Origin of the sequence: Pseudomonas sp. B7 (assembly GCF_016735645.1) — a bacterium.
Classification (GTDB): domain Bacteria; phylum Pseudomonadota; class Gammaproteobacteria; order Pseudomonadales; family Pseudomonadaceae; genus Aquipseudomonas; species Aquipseudomonas glycinae.
The window spans coordinates 298,958-320,017 of sequence record NZ_JAERRE010000009.1; the positions used below are offsets into that span (position 1 = coordinate 298,958).

Genomic DNA, 21,060 nt, shown 5'->3' on the forward strand with positions numbered 1-21,060 from the left:
GTGTATCAGGCACCGTCGAGCGTGCGACGCACCTTGTCCAGCAATGCGCTGATCTGAAACGGTTTGACCAGCATGTCCATACCCGCCCCGAGGAACACCTGGCGGTTGATCGCGGTTTCCGCATAACCGGTCATGAACAGGATCGGCAACCCCTCACGCCAGCCCCGGGCAACGTCGGCCAGTTCACGGCCGGTCATGCGTGGCAGACCAACGTCAGTCAGCAGCAGGTCGATCGACGCGTCGTTCTGCAAGCGTTCCAGCGCCGTTTCGATATCGCCGGCCTGGGTGCAGCGGTAACCGGCGTCTTCCAGCACTTCGGTGACGAACAGGCGTACCGCCGGCATGTCTTCGACGATCAACACATGTTCGCCCGAGCCTTGCGGATCAATCGTCACCGGGGCCACATCGACAGCGGTCGGATCGCTGGTGGCCGGCAGCATGATCGTCACTTCGGTGCCGCGTCGCGCGACGCTGCGGATGTGCGCATCGCCACCGGACTGACGGGCAAAACCGTAGATCGTCGACAGCCCCAGCCCGGTGCCCTGGCCCAGCGGCTTGGTGGTGAAGAACGGCTCGAACACCTTGTCGATCACATTGTGCTCGATGCCGGTACCGTCATCGCGCACCGATAGCGCCACGTAGGATCCATCGGCGAGGTTCGGGTCGCCGTGGGAGTACGCCGCGTAAGTGCTGACCCAGATATTGCCGCCCCGTGGCAATGCGTCCCGGGCATTGATCACCAGATTGAGCACCGCACTTTCGAGCTGAATCGGATCGACCAGCGCGATGGCAGGTTTGGTGGTCAATTCGAGCTTGAGGGCGATGCGTTCGCCGATGGTGCGCACCAGCAATTCTTCGAGCGAGCGGACGTGTCTGTTGATGTCGACCGGACGGGTGTCGAGTGGTTGCTGACGGGCAAACGCCAACAGGCGATGGGTGAGCGAGGCCGCGCTCCTCGCCGAGTTCAGAGCCGCTTCGGCGTAGAACTGGACCTTGTCCGTTCGGCCATCGGCAACACGTTTCTGGATCAGTTCGAGGCTGGTGATGATCCCGGTCAGCAGGTTGTTGAAGTCATGGGCGATGCCGCCGGTGAGCTTGCCCAGCGCATCCATTTTCTGTACTTGCAGCAGTTGCGATTCGGCGCGTACCCGGTCGGCGACTTCCTTGGCCAGTTGCGTGGTGGTGTCGTCCAGCTGCGCCAGGTGCGAGCGCTCGCGATGACGGTGTTCGGTGACGTCTTCGACGAACACCAGGCTCAGCTTCGGAGTCCGGTAGGGCGAAATCTGCCATTCGGTCTCGCGAACCTCACCCTGCACGCGCATGTTCAGCGTGCCCTTCCAGCGCTCGCCGTCCACCAGTCGCAGACGCAGTTCGTCGAGGATCGCGCTCTGATCCTCGGCAAAGCATTCGCTGAGGGTCTGCGGGTCGCGGTTGTCCTGGATCAGCTGGGAAAAGGCGTGATTGCACTCATGGACTTTCAGATCGGCATCGAGCACCGCGATGGGTGCGGAGACGTTGACGAAGATCTCGCGGAAACGCGCCTCGCTTTCGCGCAACGCGTTCTCCGTGTCACGCACCCGCAGCAGGGTGCGCAACGTTGCCAGCAGCACGTCGGGATCGACCGGATGAATCAGGTAGGCATCGGCCCCGGCATCGAGGCCGGTGATGATGTCGCCGGTCTGGATCGACGCGGCGGACACGTGGATCACCGGAAGCAGGGCGGTGCCCGGGTCGGCGCGCAGTTTACGCACGATGTCGAACCCGCTCATGTCCGGCAGGTTGACGTCGAGGATCAGCGCATCGAGCGACTGACTGGCGATCAGGGCCAGCCCCTCGCCGCCGGTGCCGGCCTCGAGCACTTCGTAACCGTGGCGCTCCAGCCGTCGGCGCAAGGCATAGCGAGTGGCGACGTTGTCATCGACGATCAACAGACGGATGTCATGTTTCATCGACGTTCTCCTGGGCAAGTGCCAGCGGAATGATCACGAAAAAGCTTGAGCCCACGCCCGGCGTACTTTCGACACCAACCTCACCACCGAGCAATTCAGCGAAGCGTTTGCACAGCGACAGGCCGAGCCCGGTGCCGCGCAGGCGTTTTTGCAGCGGTGAGTCGACCTGGGAAAAGTCTTCAAACAAGGTGCCGTGCAGCTCCGCAGCGATACCGATGCCGGTGTCGCTGACGGCGAACCGCACCTTGCCCTCACCCTCAAGACGCGCCGAGATCCGGACCTCGCCACGGGTGGTGAACTTCAGCGAGTTGGAAATGAAGTTGCGCAGGATCTGCGCCAGCTTCTTGTCGTCGGTGTAAAGACGCGGGAGGCCTACCGGCTCTTCGAAAATCAGGTCTACGGCCGTGGCATCGACAATCGGCCGGAACATCCCCCGCAGTGCGGCGAACAGGTCGAACATGTCGAACCACGCCGCAGAAATGCTGATGCGTCCGGCCTCGATCTTCGCCAGATCGAGCAGGTCGTCGACCATGTCGCTGAGTTCCCGGGCGGCGGTGCTGACAAACGCCACCTGCTTGTGTTGCTCGGGGCTGAGGGGGCCGTCGAGTTCGTCGGCGAGCAGGCTGTTGATGCTCAGGATCGAACCCAGCGGCGTGCGGAACTCGTGGCTCATGTACGACAGAAAACGGCTTTTCAGGTCGGACGCCTGGCGCAGTTGTTCGGCCTGGGTGTCGAGTTCGGCGTACAGCGCGAGCACGCCCTGATTGGTTTCATCGAGCTCTTCGCGCAGCGCTGCGGTTTCGCTCTGCAAGCGTGCGATCAGTTCTGCCTGTTCGGCGTTGTTCAAGGTCGGGGATTCAGTCATGGGCGGACTCCAGGGCAACCACCAGTACGGTGACATCGTCGCGCCCGCGACAGAAATCGCGGTGCAGGACGGTGGCAATCACGGCGGGATGGCGATGCACCAGACCGGGGTAATCCTGAAGGTTCCAACGGGACTGCAAGCCGTCGCTATACATGATCAATAGATGTCCGTTCACGTGAGCATAGTCAAAAGGCTGGGCTTTTCTGTACTGGCCACCGACGATGCCCGGATGCGAGGCCAGTCCGCGCGACTTGTCGGAGGCGATCAGGCTGGCACCGATGTTGCCGACACCGGTGAACGAAAGACTGGCGCGGTCGGCATGAAACTGCGCGAATGCCACCGCGCCGCCCCGACTCCCGATCATCTCGCGATGCATGTCTTCCATCAGCAGCGTCGGCGCACCGAACGGATTCAGGGCAAAGGCCTTTTCTCCGGCACGGGCCGCACGCTCGGCGTCCTCGCCATGGCCCAGTCCGTCGACTATCAGAGCGCTGACATCGGCGCCATGCGTCGCCAGATGCCAGACATCGCCGCAGGCCGGATCGTCGTGCAGCGAGTGTTGGCTGACACCATACGGCATATCCAACTGCCGGTCGCTGCGCGGGTATAAACGAGCCAGCAGCACTGCGCCGCGATGGTCGGCAAAAACATCAAAGACATCCGCCTGGCGGGCTACGGCGCCCAGGCCGATGCCCTGAGTACCGCCGGTGGAAAAACCATCGGCCATGCACGCATCCAGATCAAAGCCCTGGGCCCGGTCGACTGCAATCATTTCGATGCCGTCGTCACCCTGACGCGGCAACAGACGCAAGTGAAGTTCGCCGTGCCCGGCATGCTTGAGCACATTGCTCGCCAGCTCCGTGGCCACCAGCGCGACGCGGCCGGCATCGCTTTCGCCAAAACCGTGTTGCTCGGCCAGACGCTGGGCCGTACGCCGGGCATGGCCGATCTGGCTGCTGTCCTCGATCACCAACACCTGGGTCAATGTCCCGCTGATGTTCATGTCCATCGGGTGATCGTTATGCGAGTGCCTTTGCCGGGCTCGGTGTCCAGTTCGAATTCATCTACCAGTCGCTTGGCCCCGGTCAGGCCCAGACCCAGACCGCTGCCGGAGGTCCAGCCGTCGGTCATCGCCAGTTTGATGTCGGGAATACCCGGGCCTTCATCGCGAAAGGTCAGGCGCAGGCCGACCTTGTGGTTGTCATCGAGGATCTGCCAGTCCATGTCTCCGCCACCGCCATACACCATGGTGTTGCGCGCCAGTTCACTGACGGCGGTCACCAGTTTGGTCAGGTCGATCAGGCGCATGCCGCACTCGGTGGCCAGCTTGCGCGCCGTTTGCCGCGCCAGCACCACATCCTGCTCGATGTTGATCGGTTGGGTACCGCTGCTGCGCACGGTCATTGCTGGCGTACTCGTTCCTGCAGCAGTTTCATTCCGCGCTCGACGTTCAGCGCGGTGCTGACGCCCGGCAGGTACAGGCCGAGCTCCACCAGCGTGATCGCTACTGCCGGTTGCATACCGACCAGCATGGTTTCAGCGTCCATGATTTTCGACAGGCCGGAAATGGTGCCGATCATACGGCCGATGAACGAATCGACCATGTCCAGCGCCGAGATGTCGATCAGCACGCCGCGCGCGGAGGTCTTGCTGATGCGCTCGGACAGGTCGTCTTGCAGGGTGAGGGCGAGTTGGTCATGCATGTCGACCTGGATGGTCACCAGCAGGAAGTCACCCATCTGAAGAATCGGGATACGTTCCATTGTTCAGACCGTCTTGGTGAGGGTGATGCCCAGACGGGTCAGGGCCAGCTTCAGTGCGTCGGCCAGATTGGCTTTGGTGACCACGCCTTGCAGGTCGAGGCCCAGGTGCACGATGGTCTGGGCAATCTGCGGACGCACGCCGCTGATGATGCAGTCGGCGCCCATCAGACGGATCGCGGTCACGGTCTTGAGCAGGTGTTGGGCGACCAGCGTGTCGACGGTTGGCACGCCAGTGATGTCGATGATGGCGATTTCCGAGCCGGTGTCGACGATGCGTTGCAGCAGCGATTCCATCACCACTTGGGTGCGCTGTGAATCGAGGGTGCCGATCATCGGCAGGGCGAGCACGCCATCCCACAGTTTGACCACCGGGGTCGACAGCTCCAGCAGTTCTTCCTGCTGGCGCTTGATCACCGCTTCACGGGACTTCTGGAACGTGCGAATGGTGTACAGGCCGAAAGCATCGAACAGTTCGGAGATTTCCCAAAGCTGTTCGGCGAGCAGGGCGGGCTGGTCCCGATAATGGTTTTGCAGCAGGGCGAACAGCGGGCCCTTGAGCGAGAAAATGAAGCTGGCGGTCTGCTGGGAATCCTGACCGAGCTGGGCGCGGCTGTGGGAGAGTTTTTCGAGGAACTGGCGCATGCCTTCCCAGCCCGGCGCGGCGATGTTGGTGCCGCTGTCGTTTTCCAGGCCACTGACCACCAGTTGCAGGAATTCGCCGGTCTGTTGCTGTATGTCGTGTTCTTTGAGGTTGCGCGTAGCGCCGGTGGTTTGAAGCCCGTTGATCCATTCGCCCAGCAGTTGAACCTGATTGTTTTTAATCGCATTAAGTGTGCTGTTCTGCAGTGCTGCCATGTGCCTGTTGCTCCATTGCGAATTGGGGGCCGGATCTTCGGAAAATGACCGGCGCGAAGTGAATGACCCTGGCCGTTCGAAATAGTTGTTCGTTCCCGCGAGGATATTTTTGATCTGCCGCAAGCAATGCACCGGTAACTCTAGTCGGCGTGGCCGGAAATGCTGATCTTTTGCCTGCAACAAGGCCCCAACGCAAAGAGGCCGCGTCCAATGGAGGCGGCCTCTTTGAGTACCTGGCGGTTACTTGCTGGGGTGTTTGGCCTGTAGCTCTTTGGCGGCGGCCAGGTGTTTTTCCAGACCGGGCAACATTTTCTGCGCAAAGGCTTTGAGTTCGGTGGCGCCTTTGACTTTGTCGTCGGTCACGGTGTTGGCTTGTTTCTTGAACAGCTCGATGGTTTCTTCGTGCGCCTTGACCTGATTGTTGGCATAGGCGGCATCGAAGGATTCATCGCGCATGTCGAGGATTTTCTCTTTGGCCTGTTTGACCAGGGTCGTGGTGTCCGGCACTTCAATGTCGTTGGCCTTGGCAATCGTGGCCAGTTCATCGTTGGCCTTGCCATGGTCGGTGATCATCATGTTGGCAAACGCCTTGATGTCGGCCGATTGGCTCTTTTCCAGTGCCAGACGGCTGGTTTCGATTTCGGCGATGCCGCCGGCTGCTGCGTTATCGACGAAATCGTTGTCGGTGGCGGCAAAGGCCGAACCCATGCCGGTGCTGAGGGCGACAGCCAGAAAGAGATGACGCAGTTTGAATCCGTCCATTGGTGTTTCTCCACGCAGGTTTTTGTGAGCGTTAACCAATGGAGGGATTTCGCCGACCAAAGGTTTTATCGCATTTGCGAAAGGGCGACGAACGGGCACCGCTGGTCTGACAGGAGGTCGACAGAACCGGTCAACCGAGGCCATTCTGATACCTGGCCAGCGCAATCGGTCGCGTTGGCTGCCGATCAACTGACGGAGGTGTTCCATGCCGGTGACCCATGATTTGTTACAGGACTTGAAACTGACAAAGGAAGAGATCCAGCAACGACGCACCGCGGATCCACATCTGGATGCACTGATCAACAAGTATTCCCAGGCGGACGCCGAAGTCGTCAAGGCCGAGACGGCGACCTCGGATGCACCCAGCGACGACACCCTGAAGAAACTCAAAGAGAAACGCCTGCAGGTCAAAGACAAGATCGTCGAGCAGTTGCAGGCCCGATCCTGACCGTCAGTCGCGCCACCGGCCCTCGCTGGTGAAACGACTGGAACGATAGCTACGACCGGCACCTCGAATGTTCAGAGTCTTCACATTGCGACTCTCAACGAGGTGCCTTATGAAAGATCCAAAATTCCCCAGTGAAGAGCAGGGTGCATTCGACCCGGTTCCGACCCAACCCGAGCCGAACAGCCCGGCGCACACCGTTCGTAATCCTGAAGAGAAACGCAAGAGCGAGGCAGTGCCGGAGGACGAGGATCCGGACAAGTTCGATCGATCCAGTAACTGATAGTCCGCCATCGCTGGCAAGTCGAATCGTCGCACCGCAGCTCCCACAGTGACCGTGTTGGTCGCGGAACCTGCAAACGACGAAAAACCCTGTGGGAGCTGGCTTGCCAGCGATGACGTCAGCCGATTCATCACAAATCTCAAAGCCTCACTTCAAGGCGGCGTCCAATGGCATCCGCGCCATGTGCGTGGCCTTCAGCGAGCCGAAATACAACCACTCGCCATACTCGCGCACGGTGGTGATCGGCGAGTAATTGCCGGCGCTGGCGTCCTGCAGATTGGCGATCACTTTGCCGTCCAGATCCAGCCCCAACACGAACCCGCGTTTCTCCACCGGTTTGGGCAGCACGGTCATGGCCCGCACGATCATCTTGCGTACGAACGGTTGTTCAGCGGTGCGGTCGAGCAGCGGATTGCGCGGCGTGTACAGCGCCACCCAGAAGCGATCCCGGCCATTGAAGGCGAGGTTGTCCGGCAGCCCCGGCAGGTTGTCAATGAACAGGTCGTGGGTGCCGGCCCTGGGGCCGGTCAGCCAGTAGCGGCTGATGCGATAGGCGCCGGTTTCGTTGACCAGCACATAAGCGTCTTCCGGGCCGAGGGTTACGCCGTTGGCGAACTCCAGCTTGTCCAGCAACAGGCTGGTTTTTCCGGTCTGGAAGTCGTAACGCAGCAGGCGGCCGTCGCCGCCATGTTCGATGATCGCTTCGCCATCGTGACCGTAACCCCAGCGACTCGAGGCGTCGCTGAAGTAGGCGTAGTGTCCGGACTTGTCGATCGCCACGTCATCCGTGAAGCCGAACGGCAGACCATTGGCTTCGGTGGTCAGCGCCACCAGCTGACCCTGTGCGTCGAGGGACAGCAAACCCTTGACCCCGTCGGCGATCACCAGCAAACCGTTGGGATGCCGCGCCAGCCCCAGCGGCCGGCCGCCGGTATCGGCCAGCACCTTGCGTTGCTGGCCATCGAGGCTGGTTTGCAGCAGGCGTCCGTCGTGCAGGCCGGTGATCAGAAAGTCGTTTTCCAGCAACAGCGCTTCCGGGCCTTCGATGTCACTTGGACCGACCTGCGCCGCGCTCTTGAGCCGCTGATTGTCAGCGTATTGGCCTTCGCTCAGCGAGGGCGCTGGTTGCGGTGTCCATGCCACGGGCTCGACCTTGGTCGGCATGAGCAGCAGGAACGCCACGATGACGACGATCAGCAACAACACCGAATAGCGCCACTTCACACGTGAGCTCCTGCAAGGGCCAGGTGCCGGGTGGCCATGTCGCGCAAGGCGAGCATCGAAGTCGCCGATTCGCGCTCGATGCGACGCTTGAGCAGCAGATGGTTGGCGATGCGCAGGCCGATGCCCTCGAACTGGTAATCGAGAGTGCGCACGAACCGCGTGGCACTGTTTTGCGCCGAACATTCATAGGTCAGCCGCAACGACAGCCCCTGATCACCCTGGGCCCGGGCGCACCAGCGCCGGCCGGGCAGATACTCGGTGACCTCCCAGCGCAAATGCCCCTCGCGTCCCCCGGCATGGATGTCCTCGTCGAATCGCGCGCCGGCGTGTAACGCCCCGCTGGGGCCGTCGATCTTCAGCGAAGACGGATGCCACTCCGGCCAACGACTGACGGTGGCGGCGTAGGCGAGGACGGCGATCGGATCGCCGGCAATGTCGACGGTGTGCTGCATGCGGGTCATGGGCGTTCTCGAATCGATAAGAGAGGCGGTTTCCGGCTCCCAGTAGAGGGTGCCGAACAGGTAGTCCATCAGCGGAAAAACGATATTGAAATTGCGCTCCTGCATGCGCTCGCGACGGTGATGCAGCTCGTGCAGACGGCGCATCTGGCGGATCCACGGCAGCCGGGTCAGCGGGTTCTGCGGCGGCAGATGCTCGCAGGCGTGAAACACTTCATAGGTCAGGTAACCGAACACCATGCAGCCGCCGAACAGTCCGGCGACGTTGCTGTTGAACTGAGCGAACAGCCACCACAGGGGCAGGGTGATCGCCAGCGTGTGCAGCACGATAAGCCAGGCCGGGAACAGGATCACCCGCCAGTCGCGGGCGCCGTCGTAGGTCATGTGGCCGGGGGTGAAGAAGCTGTGATGATCGCCGGCATGCCGGGCGTAGAACATCCGCGCGAAGCGCTTTTTGTGGTGACCGAGGTGGCGGTGCACCATGTACACGCCGAAATTGAAGAACAGCAGGGTCAGTGGCACGGCCAGCCATTCCAGCGGTTGCACCTGGTGCACGCTGCTCCAGAACGCGCCGATGGCCAGCACACCGAACAGCAGCACGAATGCGCCGTGCAGCCACGGGTTGTAGCGGGGATGGATCGCCGCCCGATAGCGGCTGCGAAATGCCTCGGTGGTCTGCCTCACTGCGCTCACCTGCGGATATTGTCGTTATCCCGGCAGCGTAGCCGATCCCGCCGTTTGTGCAGGGCCAACCTTCAGGTCACAAGTGCCATGCTCCGGTGTATGGCGGCCGTCAGCTCAACGGGTTCCAGCGCTGCGACCAGTCGTCATCGGCCTTGATCACTTCGCGCAGCAGGTCGAACGCCTGTTGCAGGATCGCCGAATCGCGGTCACGGGAGTAGACGAGGTAGGTCGGATAGCCGAATTCCGGGGCTTTGGTCACCGGCTCCAGCGCGCCGCTTTCGAGATAAGTACGCACGACCCGGGTCCGGAAATAGCCGCTGCCGCCGTTCTCGAGGATGTATTGCAGGGCCAGCGGGCCGAGGTTGAAACTCAGGGCGGCCTTGGCCTTTTCCGGCAGGGCGGCGTCGTGCTGGCGGCGGAAGTCCGGGCCCCAGTCGATGTACACGTAGGGCGCAGGGCGGCCGGGCGTGGTGACCAGAATCAGTTTCTCTTCCAGCACCTGCTCGACCTGCAGCCCCGGCCAGTATTCCGGTTGATAGACCAGCGCGGCATCGAGCACCCCCAGTTCGAGTTGGCGCAGCAGGTTTTCGCCGTCGCGGATGTCCATGCGCAACGCGTGGCCGGGGATTTTCTCGCGCAATTCGGCGGCCCAACTGAGCATCAGCGGGTTGCACAGGCTGACCTCGCCGCCGATATGCAGCACGTTGTGATAACCCTCGGGCAAAGGCAGATCACGGCGCGCCGCCTCCCAGGTCTGCACCAGTTGATTGGCGTAGACCACGAAGGCCTCGCCGTTGGCGGTCAGGCGTGCGCCGGCACGGTTGCGCACGAAGAGAGTGCTGCCCAACTGGCTTTCTAGTTTCTGGACCCGGGCGGTGATTGCCGTTTGCGTGACGAACAGCTTTTCCGCCGCCGCGGCGAGGCTGCCGTGGCGGACGATTTCCAGAAAGGTGCGGGCGAGGTCGATGTCCATGGGCGGGCCGGTGGTTTAGGTGCGCGCATTGTAAGGCAAAAGCGCCCTCACCCTAGCCCTCTCCCGGAGGGAGAGGGGACAGACCGAGTTGTCTTGCGCTGTACATCGACCTGAAAAATCGTGTCGATTATGGATTCAAAGCAGATCTTTCAAGTCGATGTATCTCCCCAATTTCCCCGGATCGGTTCCCTCTCCCTCCGGGAGAGGGCTAGGGTGAGGGGAAAAGCAGACGCCGCCGATCAACTGACCAGCTCGGTATCAACCACCCGAGCCCATTCCTCCACCAACCGCGCCGGCGTGCAGCAAGTCTTGCGCTTATAAACAAAACCCCGGCACTTCTCGGCAAACTGATTGCGGTTGTACAGCATGTCCTCCTGCATCTCCTGCAACTCCGCCTCGCGACACTGACGAATCAACACATGATCGACCCGCAACTTACGCTCCCGCACTGCCGCATAAGTCGGATCACTCAGCACACTATTGGCCCGTTGCAGCAGCCACAGCGAAAATTCGTCCGGGCAGCGTGGGCCGATTTCCTGGACCATGCCCAGTTGCAGCGCCTGAGCAGCGCTGACCGGCAGACAGGCCTGGGTCAGTTGTTCGGCCATGGCCGGGCCGACGGCGCGGGGCAGGCTGTAGGTCCAGTATTCCGAGCCGTACAGGCCCATGCTCTTGTAATGCGGGTTGAGCACGATGTCAGCACGGGCGAACACGATGTCAGCCGCCAGGGCGAGCATCACACCGCCCGCGCCGGCATTGCCGGTGACCCCGCTGACCACCAGCTGCCGCGCGCTGAGCAATTCTTCGCACACATCATCGATGGCCTGGATATTGGCCCAGGCTTCGGCGCCTGGATCTTCTGCAGCCTGAATCACGTTCAGGTGCACGCCGTTGGAAAAACTGCCGCGCCCGCCCTTGATCAACAGTACCTGCGTGTCGCGGGACTTGGCCCAGCGCAACGCCTCGACCATGCGCCGGCATTGTTCGGTGCTCATGGCGCCGTTGTAGAACTCCAGCGTCAGCTCGCCGACCTGGCCGGACTCGCGATAGCGGATCGGCTGATACGGCTCGTCGCTGAACGGCGCGTTGGCAATCGACCAGTCCAGCACCGGCACGTGCGCCAGTTGCCCGGCCAGTACATGCCGCGCCGGACGCTTGAAGGTTTCCTCGCCCGGTTGCGGTTTGCGTCGCAGCGAGCCGATCCACAGGCTGTGATCACCGGTCGCCACCAGCACCGCGTCGTCGTGTACCGCGAGAATTTCGCCGGGCATGCCGGTGCGCTGGTCAAGGTGCGCGTCGAACACGTAATACTGCCCGCCGGCGAGACTGGCGAGTACGCCGGGCTGGCCGTCCGCCGCATCGATGCAGCGTTTGATGAAGCGCGAGCAGTCATGCCAGCTGAAAGTGCGGTCGTCCTGTTTCATGTTCGGCTGCAAACGCCCGCGCACTTTCGGATCGTTGTAGTCCAGCGCCACCGGCACGAAGCCGTCGATGAATTTCTCCACCACTTCACGGATGCAACAGATCGCCGCGTCGCTGACCCGGCCATTGTACAGCTCGGATTTGCGCAGCCCCGTTGGCAGGTTGAATTCGCAGGTGGCCCAGACCGGGCCGGCATCCATTTCTTCCACCGCTTGCAGGGCGGTCACGCCCCAGGACGGCAGCTCGCGCATGATCGCCCAATCCAGTGCGCTGGCACCGCGATCGCCGACGATGCCGGGGTGGATGATGACGACCGGGCGCTGCGGATTGCTCCACAGTGCGTGGGGCACACGGTCCTTGAGGAACGGGCAGATCACCAGGTCGGCACCGCTGTTTTCAATCTGTTCGCACACGGCGGCTTCGTCGGTGAACAGCACCACGCTCGGCGAGTGCCCGGCCTGGCGCAGGTCCAGCCATGCACGCTGAGTCAGGCCGTTGAACGCCGACGACAAAAGAATGATGTTGAGTGATCGCATGATTGTTCTTCCTTGAAAGGTCAGCCGCAGGCTCCCTGTGAGCCGTCCGTGGCTATCGATGGAGGCGCAAGGTTAGTGACTGGCGTGGCTCGCGCCACTGATCGAGATCAACGTTGTGTCAGCCAATATTGCCGTGGCGACGACGTGCCTTATTCTCAAAGGTTTGCTGATCCTGATTTTTTATTACTTCAAATGTCTCAGGCGCTATTGCACAGTCGCATCCCTGATCACCGCCGGAAGATCCCGGCGTATCCATGGATTTTCGCAGCGGGTGGAACCCGTTTTCAGGGAGTAACGCATGGGGAGTCACAACCCGCATTACCAGGTCATCGGGCAGATGTTCCAAAAGGACTACCGATGGCTGTGCGCGGCGGTCAGCCGTACGCTCGGTTGCCCGCACAGCGCACAGGACATTGCTTCGGAAACCTTTCTTCGGGTATTGGCGCTGCCCGATCCGCTGGCAATCCGCGAACCCCGCGCGCTGTTGACCACGATTGCCCGGCGGCTGGTCTATGAAGGCTGGCGCCGGCAGGATCTGGAGCGCGCTTATCTGCAAAGCCTGGCGCTGGCGCCGGAACCGGTGCATCCGTCGCCCGAGGAACGGGAATTGGTGATCGAAACGCTGCTGGCGGTGGATCGCTTGCTCAACGGCCTGTCGGCCAAGGCCAAGGCGGCGTTTCTCTACCACCAACTCGACGGCCTGACCTACAGCGAAATCGGCGAACGCCTCGGCGTGTCCACCAGCCGCGTGCAGCAATACATGGTCGAGGCGTTCAAGCGTTGCTATCAGGCGATGCAGGCATGAGGCCGGACGAAACGCTGATCGACGAAGCGGCGCAATGGATGGCGCTGCTGCAATCGGGGCACGTCAGCCTGCAGGAGCGCGCCGCCTTCGACGCCTGGCGCACGGCGGATCCACGGCATCAGCAGATCATCGAACAAATGGGTGGCGGGCTGAACCTGTTGCGTCATGCGAACCTGCGCGGCTTGCCCCGCGAGAGTGTGTTGCACAGCCTGAATGCGCCGTCCAGTCGCCGTCGATTCCTCAGCGGCAGTTTGAGCGTGCTCGGTATCGCGGTGCTGGCCGGTTTGCTCGGTCGACGTTATGGCTGGTTGCCCGAGGCCGGCGAGTTGTCGACCGGTACCGGCGAGCGTCGGGAATTCACGCTGGAGGATGGCAGCGCCCTTACGTTGAATGCCCGCAGCCGCGTGGTGCCACGCTTCAACAACATCGAGCGTTTGCTGGACTTGCGCAGCGGTGAACTGCTGATCGATGTGGCGAAAAATCTGTCCCGGCCGTTTGTGGTCGAAACCGAGCATGGGCGGATTCGTGCGCTCGGGACCAAATTCCTGGTGCAGCGCGGTGAGGATTCGACGCGGCTGGTGATGTTGCATTCGCAAGTCGAAGTGGTCACCGCCAGCGGCGCGCGGCAAGTGGTGGAGGCGGGCGAAAGTCTGCTGTTCAACGCTCAGGAGATCCTCGCGCTGAAACCCGGCAACGGGCAGGAAAGTGCCTGGGTCCAAGGGCGGCTTGAAGTACGCGATCGCCCCTTGAGCGAAGTCATCGACAGCCTGCGCAGCTACCGTCGAGGCATCCTGCACTTGAGTCCGGAGGTTGCCGGTCTGCGTCTCAGCGGTCTCTATCCGCTGGACGACAGCGACCGCACCCTGCAACTGCTGGAGCGTTCGCTGCCGATCCGTGTCACTTGGCATAACGCGTACTGGGTCAGCATCGAAGCGCGGTTATAAATCCATAACTTCCCGGTCTATCCGTCCCCCTATAAAAAGCGCCGGCCCGCTGCTCATTCCCTGCAGACGCCTTCAACAGGGAAGCCCCTCGATGTTCTCATTCAAACAACAATTGTCCCGCCTGACGCTGACCATCGTGCTGGTGGCGGGCATGGCTCCGGTCGCCGTTCAGGCACAAGACGCCGCCGCTCAGGTCTTTACCTTCGACATTGCCGCAGGGGCTCTCGACGAGGTGCTGCTGGACATCTCGCGCCAGACTGGCGTGCCGATTTCCTTCAGTCAGAATCTGGTTCAGGGCAAGCGCAGCAGTGCGGTGCGCGGCGCATTGGGTGGCCGCCAGGCGGTGGAGAAGGCCTTGCTCGGCAGTGGTCTGCAAGTCGAGCAGGGCACTCAGGGTCTGAGCATTCGTCAGGCCGATGCGCCGAACGCCGCGCCCGTGAAAGCCGCCGCTGTGGCGCCCGCCAGCAGCGCCGATTACCGCATGGAAAAAGTCACCGTCACCGGCTCGCGCATCGCCCGCGCCCAGAGCGATGGTGCGACCCCGGTCAATGTCATCACCCACGAAGAAATGGAAGCGCGCGGCTACAAGAACGTCTACGACGCCCTCGCCACGCAAACCCAGAACACCGGCATGACCCAGGGCGAAGACTACGGCAACACCTGGCAACCGGCCGCCAGCGCCCTCAACCTGCGCGGCCTCGGCCCCAATCACACGCTGGTGCTGATCAACGGCCGGCGGGTCGCCGATTACCCGACGCCGTATGACGGCAAGGTCAACTTCACCAACCTGGCGAACATTCCCTCGGCGATCATCGAGCGCATCGAAGTGCTCAGCAGCGGCGCCTCGGCGATCTACGGTTCTGACGCGATTGCCGGGGTAGTGAACATCATCCTCAAAGACAAAATGAATGGCGTCGACGTCAATCTCAAGGGCGGCACCAGCGAGCGCGGCGGCGGTGACAACCAGCGCTTGCAGATCAGCGGCGGCGGCAGTTGGGGCGACTTCGACGGTTTGTTCGGACTCGAACTGACCCACCGCGACCCGATCTGGGCCGATGATCGTGGCTTCATGCAGAGCGGGCCGCTGGCGGATGTCGGCTACCGTCGCGACCTGACCAACAACCGCTATTTGGGACCCGGCTGCGGTGCCTATCAGGGCACGTTCGATAACAAGCTCTTCAACAGCGGCGGGCGCTGCCGCACCGACCAGATGTACAACGATTACTGGACGGTGCAGACGCAAAAGGAAAACTACGACGGCTACACCCGTGGCACCTGGCATTTCAGCGACAGTGGTCAGGTCTTCGCCGACCTGATGTACGGCCTCGATCACATCCAGAACAACACACGCGGCCCGAGCTTCACCTCGCCGGACTTCATCAACCAGAACAGCGGCAATCTGGAGCGCTGGTACCGCCGCTTCGGCGAAGAGGAAATCGGCGGACGCACCAGCAACAACAGCAAGTGGCGCGATACCTCATGGACCGGCACCTTGGGCCTCTCGGACAAGATCGCCGACACCGGGTGGAACTATGAACTGGCAGCCAACCGGTCTGAATATAAAAGCGTGCGCACCACGCGTTACACGCCGCTTTCGTCGATCCAGGATTTCTACCTCGGCCCGCAGCTGGGCACCCGCGACGGTTATCCGGTGTTCGCGCCGGATGCCTCGCGCCTTGACCGGCCACTGACAACCCAGGAGTGGGAGCAGTTTCGCGGCAACCTGACGCAGAGCAGCAAGTCGGTTTCCACCAGCTACAACGCGTCGGTCAACGGCGAGTTGTTTGATCTGCCGGCTGGCCCGGTGGGATTCGCCGGGGTGCTGGAGGCGGGCAAGCAGGAATATCGTATCGACCCGGATGACAGCCTCAACGACGGCAGTTTCTACGGCGTGACGCCTGCGCAAAGCTCCGGCGGCTCGCGCAAGCGTTATGCGGCCGGTGGCGAGTTCAGCATTCCGGTCACCGACACGGTGCTGGCGACAGCGGCGGGGCGCTGGGACCAATACAAATTCAGCGGCCGCACCGAACAACAGAAAACCTACAACCTCGGCCTGGAATGGCGGCCGGTGAACAGCCTGCTGGTGCGCGGCAGCTACGGCACCAGTTTCCGCGCCCCGGACCTGAACTACATCTATCAGTCCGACAGCAACGGCTACTACCCGGCGCAGATCGACTATTACGGTTGCAGCCAGGGCGTGGAGGGCGCCTGTGATCGCGGGCGGGTCGATTACACCCAGAGCGGCACGGCGGATCTGGAATCCGAACGCGGTAAATCCTGGACCTACGGTTTCGTCTGGTCACCCTCGCGCAACTTTGACTTCTCGACGGATTTCTGGCGAGTCGAGATCGATGACCTGCTGACCACCGTCGACGAAAACCGTCTGCTGCAGCAAGAGAACGAATGCCGCAATGGCACCCAGGACATCAACTCGGCCAACTGCCAGTCGACCCTGGCGCGCGTCGATCGCAATCCCGGCAATGCGGCCGTCGATCCCAATCAGTTGCAGCGGGTGCGGGTGAACGCGATCAACGCCGCCAGCGAACGGGTCAGCGGCCTGGACTTCAAGAGCAACATCCGCTGGGGCGCCGGGCAGTACGGCGCGTTCAGTTCGGCGCTGGGCTACACCCTGGTGCTCTCGCATTACTACAAGGAGTCGGACGAAGCCCCGACCCAGGACTGGCGCACCTCGCGTACCAACTACGACTGGCGCAGCAAGGTCAACGCCAGCCTGACCTGGGATTACCAGAAGGCCACGGCAACATTGATGGGGATTCGCTACGGCTCGGTCACCAACGGCGCGGGCGACGGGCGTCTGTCGCCGTGGACGGTGTTCAATGCCAGTGCACGCTACAAGCTCAACGACCGGGCAAGCGTCGGGCTGACCGTGAACAACGTGCTCAACCAGGTCAAGCATGACGACTCGGCGGGGTGGCCTTATTACCCGACCGGCAACTACGACCCGTACGGGCGCCAGTGGTGGCTGGATGTGAGTTATCACTTCGGGAGTTGAATACGTAATGACGCCCGACAACGTCCTACGGAAGTTGCCGGGTTTCATGTGAAAGCAGGGATATTTCCGACGACTTTTTCAGGTTGGTCGTCGGAAGCGTGATCTATAGCATCGGCGATGACATTGAAGTCGTTAACGGCCTGATTACTCAGGCCTCTGATAATGGATTGATCATGCGAACTGCACACCTCGAATACGAAACGCCGGCTTATTCCGCACGCCAACAGTGGCGCGATGACCGTGCCAGGTGCCCCATGGAGGATGTCGCGTTGCCCAGCGCAAAAGTAACCCGGTTGGCGGGCTTGAAGAAGGTTGAGGGCAAACCTGTCGAATTGCTCGTGCATGGCCAAAACATCGGTGATGACGCCCTGCTGATTGTTCACCTTACCGATGAAGGTTTCGAGTTGAACGACGTCGTCGACATGCTTTCAACCTCCGAGCTTTACCAGCAAGGCGACGTGGTCAAACTCATCACTGGCAAGTCGGTCAGAACGGTTCGGCGGCTGCTGAAGGAAGGAAAACCGGTACGACTTGACCCGCAGCAGAGTGTCATCGCCTACCAATATGCGTTGGTGCTGGAGTTGGCCATTCGGGCCTTCGGGGGGCAACCACGGGCGGAGGATTGGCTGCAGAAACCCTCTACCTATTTTCACGGTCATGTGCCGCTGGAGTTGACCTTGCATCCATTGGGTTTTCAGATGGTCGAGCAGTATTTGCAGCAGCTTATCTACGGGGTTTACCCATGAACCCCTTGCCGTGGGACAAGCATTGGTATGCCTGGCGGCTGGATCCCGAGGTTTACGGAGGCACGTGGGACAGCGGGATTGGATCGAAGTTGAAAGGCGGTCGCTGGAATATACCCGGACGACGCGTCGTCTACGCCTCAGTCGATCCTTCCTCGGCCATTCTGGAGGTGGCAGCCAACCGCAGTTTTGATGCCCTGGACCGCGAACCTTATGTATTGACGTGCTTTGAGGTCATCAGCGACGCGAAGGTGAAAATCGTGCAGCCCGAAGAGGTGCCGAACCCTTACTGGCTGAGCCCTGCACAGCCTTCACCCAATCAGCAATTGTTCGCCGACGCGTTGCTGGCCGAGCACCCGTTTGTATTGATTCCGTCGGCGGCAACCCGCCATTCGTGGAACTTGCTAGTGAGCTGCGACCTGGCAGAAGGGCAGTTCAGGATGGTCTCGCAGGAGCGGTTCGGCCTCGATACCCGCTTACTCGCGGAAATGGCGTTGGTCTGATGAAGCGTCATGCCGCATTTTGCATAACCTCAGCACCCAACGGTCTAAATCGCACCCTATAAATCGTCATCCGCCATCGCACATCCCTGCATAAACCAAAACGCAGGGATGGCTGTTCATGATCCATTTTTCACCCGTTAAATCCCCTTTGAGCCTGGCCTTGCTGCTGGCGATCAACACGTTGCCGGCTGTCGCTGCCGACAGCAGTGCGACAGAACCGACCACCCAATTGCAACGGGTCGAAGTCACCGGCACCGCGATTCGCCGGGTCGATGCCGAAACCGCTGTGCCTGTCACCATCCTGCGGGTCGAGGAATTGCAGAAGCAGGGCGTGACCACCACCGAAGAGCTGGTAAGCCGTATCTCTGCCAACCAGTCGTCCGTAGGCTCCGGGCGTTCGGTGGGTTCTTCCAGCGGCGGCGCGTCTTATGCGGACTTGCGTGGCATTGGCCCGAACAAGACTTTGGTGCTGCTCAACGGTCGGCGTCTGAGCAACAACGCGACCAATGCGATCAATGGCTCTGGCGTCGACCTCAACACCATCCCGTTCGCCGCCATCGACCGGGTGGAGGTGCTGCGCGACGGCGCCTCGGCGTTGTATGGCACCGATGCCATCGGTGGGGTGATCAACTTCATCACCAAGACCAGCCTCACCGAAGGCCAGATCAGCACCAATTACGATACGCCGACCCATTCCGGTGGCGGTGAAAGCCGCAACTTCAGCGGCAGCTGGGGTTTTGGTGATTTGCAGGACGATCGCTTCAACGTTTTCGGCGTGGTGAGCTACGACAAGCAGAATCGCCTGGCGGCCGACGATCGCGGCTACACCTATAACTACCAGCCGGGACGCGGACTCGATTACACCTCCGGCACGGCATCGCCCGCCAACTGGAGCCAGGGCAGTAACGCCACCAACCCGCTGGCCGGTTCCGGTTGCAATGCGCCGGGGCTGTTGTCACGCAACGGCATCTGCCGCCAGAGCCTGTGGAATTACCTGGATCTGGTGCCGGAAACCGAAAAGACCTCCGCGTTCGCCAAGGCCACCGGCAAGCTGTCGGATGATCACAGCGTCAGCCTCGAATACTTCTGGGCACGCAACGAAAACCGGACGCAGATCGGCCCCGGCACTTTGATGGGCAATCAGGTCAATCCTGGCACCGCGTTCTATCCGGGTAACGGCATTACGCCCGGCCCGAGCGGTTTCGCCCTCGACCCGACGCAACCGGTGGACGTGAACTGGCGTGAAACTGCCGTCGGTGCCCGGCAGCATGAAGATGACAACACGGGTCAGCGCCTGCTGTTGAGCTTCGATGGCACGCTGGTGGGATGGGATTACAACCTCGGCGCGTCGTACAACCAGAACAAGGTGGTCAACACGATTCGCAGCGGTTACGTGAACGACCGTGCCGTCAGCCAGGGCATCGCCGACGGTGTGATCAACCCGTTCGGTCCGCAGACGGCTGCCGGTTCGGCGTTGCTGGCGGCCAATGAGGTAGACGGCGATTACGCGACGGCGGTGGGCCGGGTCAAGGCGATTGACGGACGCATCAGCCGCGAGATAGGCGACTGGTTCGGTGCAGGGCCTTCGGCACTGGCGCTGGGCGGCGAGTATCGCAAGGAAGATTTCCATCAGGATTTCGCCGCGTTTGCCGGCGACGTGCAGAGCCTGGGAGTCGATCCCAACGGCAGTGTGGAGGGCGATCGCAGCGTCTCGGCCCAATACGCCGAGGTCAACGTGCCGGTGCTCGACAGCCTTGAATTATCCGCCGCCGTGCGCCACGACAAATACAGCGACTTTGGCAGCACCACCAACCCGAAGTACTCGTTCCGCTTCCAGCCGTTCAAGGAGCTGGTGGTGCGTGGTGCCTACAGTGAAGGCTTCCGTGCGCCGTCGCTTTATGAGTTGTACAACCCGACGTTCACCTCGTTCACCAATGCCAACTACAACGACCCGCGCCTGTGCGCCGGTGGCAACCCGAGCAACGGCGGGATCGCCAACCGCGACTGCGCCCAGCAGTTCAATCGCACCTCCGGCGGCAACACCGACCTGAGCCCGGAAACCGCACGCAACGTCACCCTCGGTTTCGTTTATCAGCCGTTTGATCGACTGACCACCGGGCTGGATTTCTGGTGGATTGACATCGCCAACCAGATCGCCGAATTCCCCGAATCGGCGGTGTTCGAGAACCCAGAGCTGTACCCGGAGCGCCTGATCCGCAAGCCTGATGGCTCCATTGATCACATCGTCACCGGCCTGGCCAACCTCGGCAAGATCAAGACCAACGGCGTCGACGTGAGCTTCGACTATCGCCTGCCGAGCACTCCGTATGGCGATTTCGGCATCGGTCTGCAAGGCACTTACGTCACCCGTTACGACTATCAGCAGCAGCTCAAGGGCGACTACATCGACAAGCTCGGCGATTTTCGTGGCGGCGACTTTGCCTCGGCCGGCGCTGTGGCCCGTTGGCGTCACAGCCTGACCGGCAGCTGGAACTACGGTCCGCTCGGTGCCAGCCTGACCAACCGCTACACCAGCGGTTACCACGACTCGGATCGCGAGACTCACGATTACGTCGGCTCGTACAACGTCTGGGACGTGGCCGGCACCTATATCTGGCGCAAGACCCTGGCGGTGACCCTCGGGGTGAAAAACCTGTTCGACCGCGAGCCGCCATTCAGCAACCAGACCTACACGTTCCAGAGCGGCTACGACCCGAAATACGGCGACCCGTTTGGCCGCACGCTGTACACGCGGATCAATTACAAGTTCTGAGAAAGATAGGTCGGGGCGGGTTTTAGTAACACATCGTTCTAACCCCCGACCTATAAAAAG

Annotated in this window: 19 protein-coding genes; 8 read left to right on the forward strand and 11 right to left on the reverse strand. The window is 61.6% G+C overall.

The genetic code is table 11. The features are described from left to right. Window positions 1–5: 5 nt before the first annotated feature. The 7 genes from JKA62_RS21195 to JKA62_RS21225 all read right to left on the reverse strand — a co-directional run bounded on the left by JKA62_RS21195 (window position 6) and on the right by JKA62_RS21225 (window position 6,194). Window positions 6–1,949, reverse strand: a complete 1,944-nt coding sequence (locus JKA62_RS21195) for a response regulator (RefSeq protein ID WP_011334522.1) — start codon at window positions 1,947–1,949, stop codon at window positions 6–8. Then, a complete protein-coding gene (locus JKA62_RS21200; protein WP_201819287.1) occupies window positions 1,939–2,814 on the reverse strand; it encodes a sensor histidine kinase in 876 nt (291 codons plus the stop codon). Before JKA62_RS21200 ends, JKA62_RS21195 begins: the two co-directional genes overlap by 11 nt. Next, window positions 2,807–3,817 carry an ATP-binding protein gene (locus tag JKA62_RS21205; protein WP_201819329.1) on the reverse strand — a complete coding sequence of 337 codons (1,011 nt, stop codon included), beginning with the start codon at window positions 3,815–3,817 and terminating at the stop codon, window positions 2,807–2,809. Before JKA62_RS21205 ends, JKA62_RS21200 begins: the two co-directional genes overlap by 8 nt. Next, window positions 3,814–4,218 carry an anti-sigma regulatory factor gene (locus tag JKA62_RS21210; protein WP_011334519.1) on the reverse strand — a complete coding sequence of 135 codons (405 nt, stop codon included), beginning with the start codon at window positions 4,216–4,218 and terminating at the stop codon, window positions 3,814–3,816. The genes JKA62_RS21205 and JKA62_RS21210 overlap by 4 nt, the downstream gene beginning before the upstream one ends. After that, entirely contained in the window at window positions 4,215–4,577 is a 363-nt protein-coding gene (locus tag JKA62_RS21215) for an STAS domain-containing protein (RefSeq protein ID WP_011334518.1), read from the reverse strand. Before JKA62_RS21215 ends, JKA62_RS21210 begins: the two co-directional genes overlap by 4 nt. A 3-nt stretch (window positions 4,578–4,580) precedes the next feature. After that, window positions 4,581–5,432 (reverse strand): STAS domain-containing protein, encoded by an 852-nt coding sequence (locus tag JKA62_RS21220; protein ID WP_064381281.1) that lies wholly within the window; start codon window positions 5,430–5,432, stop codon window positions 4,581–4,583. Between the two features lie 240 nt (window positions 5,433–5,672). After that, the gene (locus JKA62_RS21225; protein WP_085695913.1) at window positions 5,673–6,194 is read right to left on the reverse strand and encodes a DUF4142 domain-containing protein; all 522 of its coding nucleotides are present in this window, start codon (window positions 6,192–6,194) and stop codon (window positions 5,673–5,675) included. Window positions 6,195–6,399: 205 nt separating this feature from the next. Between JKA62_RS21225 and JKA62_RS21230 the strand changes: the two genes are divergently transcribed. Beyond that, window positions 6,400–6,642: a YdcH family protein gene (locus JKA62_RS21230; protein ID WP_039768852.1), complete on the forward strand. Its 243-nt coding sequence runs from the start codon at window positions 6,400–6,402 to the stop codon at window positions 6,640–6,642. 109 nt (window positions 6,643–6,751) lie between these two features. Then, a complete protein-coding gene (locus tag JKA62_RS21235) occupies window positions 6,752–6,922 on the forward strand; it encodes a hypothetical protein (RefSeq protein ID WP_201819290.1) in 171 nt (56 codons plus the stop codon). A gap of 147 nt (window positions 6,923–7,069) precedes the next feature. On the opposite strand, the gene JKA62_RS21240 is transcribed toward JKA62_RS21235, so the two are convergent. From JKA62_RS21240 to JKA62_RS21255, 4 genes are all read right to left on the reverse strand, one after another. Beyond that, window positions 7,070–8,086, reverse strand: coding sequence for an SMP-30/gluconolactonase/LRE family protein (locus JKA62_RS21240; RefSeq protein WP_236676622.1), 1,017 nt, complete (start codon window positions 8,084–8,086; stop codon window positions 7,070–7,072). Window positions 8,087–8,142: 56 nt separating this feature from the next. Beyond that, window positions 8,143–9,288: a sterol desaturase family protein gene (locus JKA62_RS21245; protein WP_201819294.1), complete on the reverse strand. Its 1,146-nt coding sequence runs from the start codon at window positions 9,286–9,288 to the stop codon at window positions 8,143–8,145. 109 nt (window positions 9,289–9,397) lie between these two features. Continuing rightward, window positions 9,398–10,261 carry a LysR family transcriptional regulator gene (locus JKA62_RS21250; RefSeq protein WP_041475306.1) on the reverse strand — a complete coding sequence of 288 codons (864 nt, stop codon included), beginning with the start codon at window positions 10,259–10,261 and terminating at the stop codon, window positions 9,398–9,400. 239 nt (window positions 10,262–10,500) lie between these two features. Further along, window positions 10,501–12,219 (reverse strand): hydrogenase maturation protein, encoded by a 1,719-nt coding sequence (locus JKA62_RS21255; RefSeq protein WP_201819296.1) that lies wholly within the window; start codon window positions 12,217–12,219, stop codon window positions 10,501–10,503. Window positions 12,220–12,517: 298 nt separating this feature from the next. On the opposite strand from JKA62_RS21255, the gene JKA62_RS21260 reads away from it, so the two are divergent. The 6 genes from JKA62_RS21260 (at window position 12,518) to JKA62_RS21285 (ending at window position 21,000) form a co-directional block, all read left to right on the forward strand. Continuing rightward, window positions 12,518–13,024 (forward strand): sigma-70 family RNA polymerase sigma factor, encoded by a 507-nt coding sequence (locus JKA62_RS21260; protein WP_011334510.1) that lies wholly within the window; start codon window positions 12,518–12,520, stop codon window positions 13,022–13,024. After that, on the forward strand, window positions 13,021–13,968 hold the full coding sequence (locus tag JKA62_RS21265) for a FecR domain-containing protein (RefSeq protein ID WP_201819298.1): 948 nt from the start codon (window positions 13,021–13,023) through the stop codon (window positions 13,966–13,968). The genes JKA62_RS21260 and JKA62_RS21265 overlap by 4 nt, the downstream gene beginning before the upstream one ends. A 91-nt stretch (window positions 13,969–14,059) precedes the next feature. Beyond that, window positions 14,060–16,981: a TonB-dependent receptor gene (locus JKA62_RS21270; protein ID WP_201819300.1), complete on the forward strand. Its 2,922-nt coding sequence runs from the start codon at window positions 14,060–14,062 to the stop codon at window positions 16,979–16,981. Window positions 16,982–17,235: 254 nt separating this feature from the next. Beyond that, window positions 17,236–17,727 (forward strand): antitoxin Xre/MbcA/ParS toxin-binding domain-containing protein, encoded by a 492-nt coding sequence (locus JKA62_RS21275; RefSeq protein ID WP_201819331.1) that lies wholly within the window; start codon window positions 17,236–17,238, stop codon window positions 17,725–17,727. Further along, window positions 17,724–18,227 carry an RES family NAD+ phosphorylase gene (locus tag JKA62_RS21280; RefSeq protein ID WP_011334506.1) on the forward strand — a complete coding sequence of 168 codons (504 nt, stop codon included), beginning with the start codon at window positions 17,724–17,726 and terminating at the stop codon, window positions 18,225–18,227. The genes JKA62_RS21275 and JKA62_RS21280 overlap by 4 nt, the downstream gene beginning before the upstream one ends. A gap of 118 nt (window positions 18,228–18,345) precedes the next feature. Beyond that, window positions 18,346–21,000: a TonB-dependent receptor gene (locus JKA62_RS21285; protein ID WP_201819302.1), complete on the forward strand. Its 2,655-nt coding sequence runs from the start codon at window positions 18,346–18,348 to the stop codon at window positions 20,998–21,000. Window positions 21,001–21,060 lie beyond the last annotated feature (60 nt).